The sequence below is a fragment of the Roseiarcus sp. genome (assembly GCF_052145395.1).
In the GTDB taxonomy this organism is placed as follows: Bacteria; Pseudomonadota; Alphaproteobacteria; order Rhizobiales; family Beijerinckiaceae; genus Roseiarcus.
The window spans coordinates 1-5,129 of sequence record NZ_JBKQOT010000373.1; the positions used below are offsets into that span (position 1 = coordinate 1).

A 5,129-nucleotide genomic window follows, 5' to 3' on the forward strand; every position below is an offset into this window, starting at 1 on the left:
TGATAGTTGATCTCAGTGAAGATCGCGCCGACCGAGTCGGCGACCTTGAGTTCGTAATTGCCGAACGCCCGCTCGGATGGCAGCACAAAGGTGCTCTGAACGATTGTCGCGCTGCTCCGCGTCCCGAACGCGCGCCACAGGTTCTCGATCCGCCCGACCGTGTCGGCCGCGAACGACCTGCGGTCGGCGGCGTCGTAGAGGCGGCTCTTGAGCTTCTCGCCGCACATGAGCACAATCAGATACTGCGGGCCGAAGCTGTACAGGGCCGATTCCGGATTCAAAATCTCGAGGTCGATGCTGTCGTAGCCGCCCTCGTACACGTCGAGCGCCACGCCGTTGCGCGCCGCGAGCGTCTTGAGCAGCGTCGCCAATTGCTGGACTGCACAATCGGCCAGAATTGCCAGTTTCATAGGCTTGACGGGCAACAATTTATCATACTTCGGAACAGTCAGAGACTCCTTTATCAAATCAGAATACTCAAGCGTTTCTACTGAGTATTTCATCGGCCTAATCTCGCACAACGGCTGAACACCGCGGACACACCATCACGCCCGCCTGTGACGACATCGTTATATTTTTGTCGTTAACGGTCGCTCCCTATGCGACCATCTCGAATATACGAATGGCAATCACACCGTCAATAGCCGGTAAGCGCCATTTTACCTTGTGAACTATGAATGGTAACTTACGCCTTAGGCACTTTATTCTTGGTCGCATTTGTACATACAGCAATGTCTCGAGCGCCCGCGCTGCGACTCACGCTCCGACAAGAGCGCCGGAAAACGTCAGAAGTGGGAAGCGGGCAATGCCAGAGAATAAGGCTTCATGCTTCGACGGCGCGAATGGTCCTGTGGTCCAGGAATGAGCGCCGCGTGACGCGCCGAACGCCTTCGCGTCAATCGGCGAACGCAGGCGCCGACAGCGACGTCGCTCTCAAGCGTCCCCGCCGCCCTTCGGCCGCGCGAGCGAGAACACGGATTCGACCACCGAATAGTCCTGATAGCCGCACCGGGCGAGGGGCTTGGCCAGCGTGACGTCGAAGCGTCCGTCGCGGATGAAAGCGTCGTCGATGTGGAAGCCGACGACCTCGCCCAGGATGAGGACATGACCGGGCCGGGCGCCCGACCGGTCGCGGATCTCGACGACCTCGACGACCTTGCATTCGAGTGAGGCAGGGCTTTCCTTCACCCGCGGTGCAGCGACGAGGCGGCAAGCGGCCATGGTGAGGCCAGCATGGAGAAACTCGTTCTCGCCGCGCGGGAGCGGCGCAGAGGTGGCGTTCATGGCGTCGCGCAGCGCGAGCGTCGCCAGATTGGCGACGAACTCGCCGCTCTCCCTGGCGAAGGCCGCCGAGTCCTTGGCGCCGCCGTCGCTGGAAAAGCCGACGATCGGCGGGGCGCTGCCGAAGCCGTTGAAAAAGCTGTACGGGGCGAGATTAATCCGCCCGTCGAGGGCGCGGGTCGATATCCACCCGATCGGCCGCGGGGCGACGATGGCCTTGAACGGATCGTGCGGCAGCGCCGCCTTGTCGCGCCTGCCTGTCTCGTAGAACATCGACGTCTCACACAGGGAAAGTCGTGACGATCTCGGCGAGCGGCGGCCGCGGCCGGTCCTCGATCGGGGCCGCGCGGCCGATATGGATGAAGCCGGCCACGCGCTCGTGCTCGGCAAGCCCGATCGCGGCGCGGAAGCGCGCATCATAGGCCAACCACTCGGTGAGCCAGGTCGCGGTGAACCCGAGCGCGCGCGCCGCCACGATCAGGTTCATGCACGCCGCGCCGGCCGACAACACCTGCTCCCATTCGGGGATCTTCGCGTGGGGCGCGGCGCGCGACACGACGGCGACGACGAGAGGGGCGCGGACGAAACGCCCGAATTCCTCCGCCTTCGCCTTGTCGTCAAGGTCTGGCTTGTCTTCGAGCCGGATCATCAAAGCGATGCGTCCGGCGCGCTCGCGCGCGGCGCCCTCGAACACGACGAAACGCCACGGTGCGAGCTTGCCATGATCGGGCACGCGCGAGGCGACGGCGAGGATGGTCTCAAGTTCTTCCGCGGTCGGACCAGGTCCGGTCATGACGGCGGGCGGCGCGGAGCGGCGGCGCTTCAGCAGGGCGATCGTGTCGTTCATGGGGTTCCCCTTCGCGGTCGGTCGGAGCTTTACTCCATCCAGCTGCGCTGTACACCGCCTTCGAACCGCCTCAAATGGGCGGCACGAGGCCCGCACCGCCGGGGGCGCGGGCGGCAAGCGGCGGGCGTCGGCCTGCGAGACGAGGACATGCGTTCGATCGGACGAAGATTTGCGGGCGCGACGGTCCTGGCGCTGCTGGCGGCGCTGAGCGGGCCCGCGTGGGCCGATCCGGCCGCTGCCGACGGTCAGGCGACACTCGGACTGTCGGCCGTGCTGAACGGTCAGACTGCTCCTTTGACGGGCGGCGTGCGCTGGCGCGTGTTTTCGGCCAAGACCGAGGAGGACGGCTCGCACGCGCTCATCGTCGAGTCGAACCTTGCCGAGCCAACCCTCACCCTGCCCCCCGGCGACTACGTCGTGCACGCCGCATTCGGGCTTGCGAGCGCGGCCAAGCGCCTGACCCTCGGTCCCGAAGTCCGCACCGAGCGGCTGCCGATCGCCGGGGGTGGGCTGAAGATCGGCGGCGTGATCGGCGACCAAGCGATCGATCCGTCCAAGCTGTCGCTCGCCATTTACGTCCCCGTCGGACGCAACCCGGAGGGCAAGCTCGTCGACGCCAAGGCCAAGGCCGGCGACATCGTGGGGCTGCCGGAAGGCAATTATCACGTCGTCTCCACCTATCTCGACACGGTCGGCGGGCGTTTTCTCGCAGGGGCGGCTCCGTCCCCGAACGGCAAGTCCGCCGCGCCCGCCCCACCCGCGACGATTCCGTCGAACTCGATCGTCAGCGCCGACATCAAGGTCGCCTCCGGCAAACTGACCGACGTGACGCTGCGCCATCGCTGCGCCACGCTGACCGTGAAGCTGGTCAACAAGCCCGGCGGCGAGGCGCTGGCTAATACGACTTTCACCGTGCTCACTCCCGGTGGCGACGTCATCCGCGAGCTCATCGGAGCGTTTCCGTCGCTGGTGCTGGCCGAGGGCGAATATGCGGTGATCGCCCGGCACGACGGCAAGACCTATCAATCGACATTCCAGGTCGACACCGGTATAGACCGCGACGTCGAAGTCGTTGCACAAGAGACCAGCCAGGGGACCGGCCAAGAGGCGCCGCAAGACGCGCCCAACGCCGCCGGCAAAGAGCAGGACTGACCGGATGCAGACCTTTTTCGTTCAGATCAAATGCGCGCTCGGGCGAACCTACGAAGTCGCAAGCGCGCTCGCCGAGGCCGAAATCGCCTCGGAGATCTATTCGATCGCGGGCGAGTTCGACATTTTGGCCAAGTTCTACGTCGAGCGTGACGTCGACATCGGGCATTTCGTCGGCCAGAAGGTGCAGAAGATTCCGGGCATCGTCGACACCCGCACGATCATCACCTTCAAGGCGTTCTGAACCCCGCGAAGCGCGATTCTCAACCCCGGATTCCTTCGTCAACGACAGGCGGCCGAATGCTTATGCGAACTGCCATGCGACTCGCGTTCCTCCTCGCCTGCGCCGCCACCGCCGGCGCCGCAGCCCACGCCGACGACCCGCCGTTTTTGTTCGACGCGCTCCAGGGCCGCACCGCCTATCACGCCTCCTGGGACCGGCTGATGAGGCTCGTGCAGCCGACGCCCGACTGGCTCGTCCAGTTCAACAAGAACTTCGACGGCGTCGCCGGGCAGATCACCGCTCTCGCCATCGACGGCAAGCCCTATGAGCTGTCGTTCGTCTGCAAGCCGACCGACTGCGACGGCCATAAATTCGTCGTCCTGTTCGACTCCGGCGGCTCGCACGCCTTTGGAGCCCTCGGCGGGAAGGACAACACGCCGGCCTTCTTCGGCGCCCCCTCCCCGGCCGAGCAGGAGGCGATGGCGAAGGCGGTGAAGTGAGCGGCGCGCGGTCGGCGCCACGCTCAACGGCTGCTCAACCGCCTGACCCTCTCGGCAATCGCGCGCGCGAGTTCAGCCCTGACCTCCCCGGGAACGTCAAGGCCCGACAGGCGCCATGTCGTTCCCGAAAGATGCAGATGCACGCCATAGCGCCCCTGAGGGCTAACGACGCCGACGACGAAGCTCAGCGGCCCGTCAAAACGCGAGTGCATCAGAGCCTGCAAGGGACCGGCGCGGAACGCCTCGCTCAACGGGGGCATTCTCCAATCGAACCGTGAATCGCCGGCCGGGGCTAGGCCGACGCGGCCTTTGGCCAGGAGCGCGGCGATGTTCTCAGGCGTCAGAATCCCGGTCAGCGCTTCGTTGGCCGCCCCCGCGCTCACGCTGCCCAGGAAATCTTGCTCCAGCAAAAACATCTTCTGAAATTGCGGGTTCTGCTCGAGATAAGCGCGCGCGATCTGACTGGCGAGGGAACGCCTCAGCGCCGGCAGATCGATACGCTGCATCAGCGCCTGCGGGTCGCCTTGCGAAGCGACCGATGCAAGCTCCGCCGCGCCGACCAGGGCCCAGCCCCAATAGGCCGCGACCAGGACGATAAGCACGACGACGGTTTGGAGGAATCTTCGCATAACCTTGTCCCAGGCGACCCGAATGGGGATGCGCCCGTCGTTGGATACGTTCAGGGGGACTTCGCAGCGAACCGGTCGCCGTGACTGCTGAACAGCAGAGGAACGGGGCCGACGCGAAGGCTAGAGCATGATGTCTTCAGGTTAAACCGGCTCCATCATTGCGGCCATCCGCAGGGTGTCGAAGCGCCCGCCTGTCGACGGCTTCTGGCGACGATTGCATCCAGGGAGGCCAGAAGAGCCCGTCGCCTGGTTGCCGTCGGCGGGAGAGGCGCTTTCGAGCGCCATCCGGCGTCATTCAGCGCGCGTTCGGCATGCATTCGGTACGCGTTCGACACGCGTTCAGCGCTTGATTTGACCCTCTTATTCACCGGTGAATCGTGACCTTTCAATGCGTTACACTCGAGTTCGCGCAAGAATTTTCGCGCGAATTTCCTTTGTAGTGCGGCCCGTCCCCGGGTAAACGGCCGCGTCGCGTTTGAGGACGGCGTCGATCCGCTTGC

At 64.9% G+C, this 5,129-nt stretch carries 7 protein-coding genes; 3 read left to right on the plus strand and 4 right to left on the minus strand.

The window, feature by feature from the left end; translation table 11 throughout:
- From ACLP25_RS12415 to ACLP25_RS12425, 3 genes are all read right to left on the minus strand, one after another.
- On the minus strand, nt 1–425 hold a 425-nt coding region (locus tag ACLP25_RS12415), incomplete at its 3' end, for a hypothetical protein (RefSeq protein WP_442469501.1).
- 508 nt (nt 426–933) lie between these two features.
- Nucleotides 934–1,554 carry a flavin reductase family protein gene (locus tag ACLP25_RS12420; RefSeq protein WP_442469502.1) on the minus strand — a complete coding sequence of 207 codons (621 nt, stop codon included), beginning with the start codon at nt 1,552–1,554 and terminating at the stop codon, nt 934–936.
- 7 nt (nt 1,555–1,561) lie between these two features.
- A complete protein-coding gene (locus tag ACLP25_RS12425; RefSeq protein WP_442469503.1) occupies nt 1,562–2,128 on the minus strand; it encodes a nitroreductase family protein in 567 nt (188 codons plus the stop codon).
- A 147-nt stretch (nt 2,129–2,275) separates the two neighbouring features.
- Between ACLP25_RS12425 and ACLP25_RS12430 the strand changes: the two genes are divergently transcribed.
- From ACLP25_RS12430 to ACLP25_RS12440, 3 genes are all read left to right on the plus strand, one after another.
- On the plus strand, nt 2,276–3,280 hold the full coding sequence (locus ACLP25_RS12430) for a hypothetical protein (RefSeq protein WP_442469504.1): 1,005 nt from the start codon (nt 2,276–2,278) through the stop codon (nt 3,278–3,280).
- A 4-nt stretch (nt 3,281–3,284) separates the two neighbouring features.
- A complete protein-coding gene (locus ACLP25_RS12435; RefSeq protein WP_442469505.1) occupies nt 3,285–3,521 on the plus strand; it encodes an Lrp/AsnC ligand binding domain-containing protein in 237 nt (78 codons plus the stop codon).
- 74 nt (nt 3,522–3,595) lie between these two features.
- Complete coding sequence (locus ACLP25_RS12440; protein WP_442469506.1) at nt 3,596–4,000, plus strand: Ivy family c-type lysozyme inhibitor; 405 nt, start codon at nt 3,596–3,598, stop codon at nt 3,998–4,000.
- A gap of 23 nt (nt 4,001–4,023) precedes the next feature.
- Here the strand turns inward: ACLP25_RS12440 and ACLP25_RS12445 are convergent, their stop codons facing one another.
- Complete coding sequence (locus tag ACLP25_RS12445) at nt 4,024–4,629, minus strand: DUF2939 domain-containing protein (protein ID WP_442469507.1); 606 nt, start codon at nt 4,627–4,629, stop codon at nt 4,024–4,026.
- Nucleotides 4,630–5,129 lie beyond the last annotated feature (500 nt).

Coding starts and splice junctions, on each gene's coding strand:
- ACLP25_RS12420 (WP_442469502.1), bottom strand. CDS start 1,554: ATGTTCTACGAGACAGGCAGGCGCGACAAGGCGGCGCTGCCGCACGAT.
- ACLP25_RS12425 (WP_442469503.1), bottom strand. CDS start 2,128: ATGAACGACACGATCGCCCTGCTGAAGCGCCGCCGCTCCGCGCCGCCC.
- ACLP25_RS12430 (WP_442469504.1), top strand. CDS start 2,276: ATGCGTTCGATCGGACGAAGATTTGCGGGCGCGACGGTCCTGGCGCTG.
- ACLP25_RS12435 (WP_442469505.1), top strand. CDS start 3,285: ATGCAGACCTTTTTCGTTCAGATCAAATGCGCGCTCGGGCGAACCTAC.
- ACLP25_RS12440 (WP_442469506.1), top strand. CDS start 3,596: ATGCGACTCGCGTTCCTCCTCGCCTGCGCCGCCACCGCCGGCGCCGCA.
- ACLP25_RS12445 (WP_442469507.1), bottom strand. CDS start 4,629: ATGCGAAGATTCCTCCAAACCGTCGTCGTGCTTATCGTCCTGGTCGCG.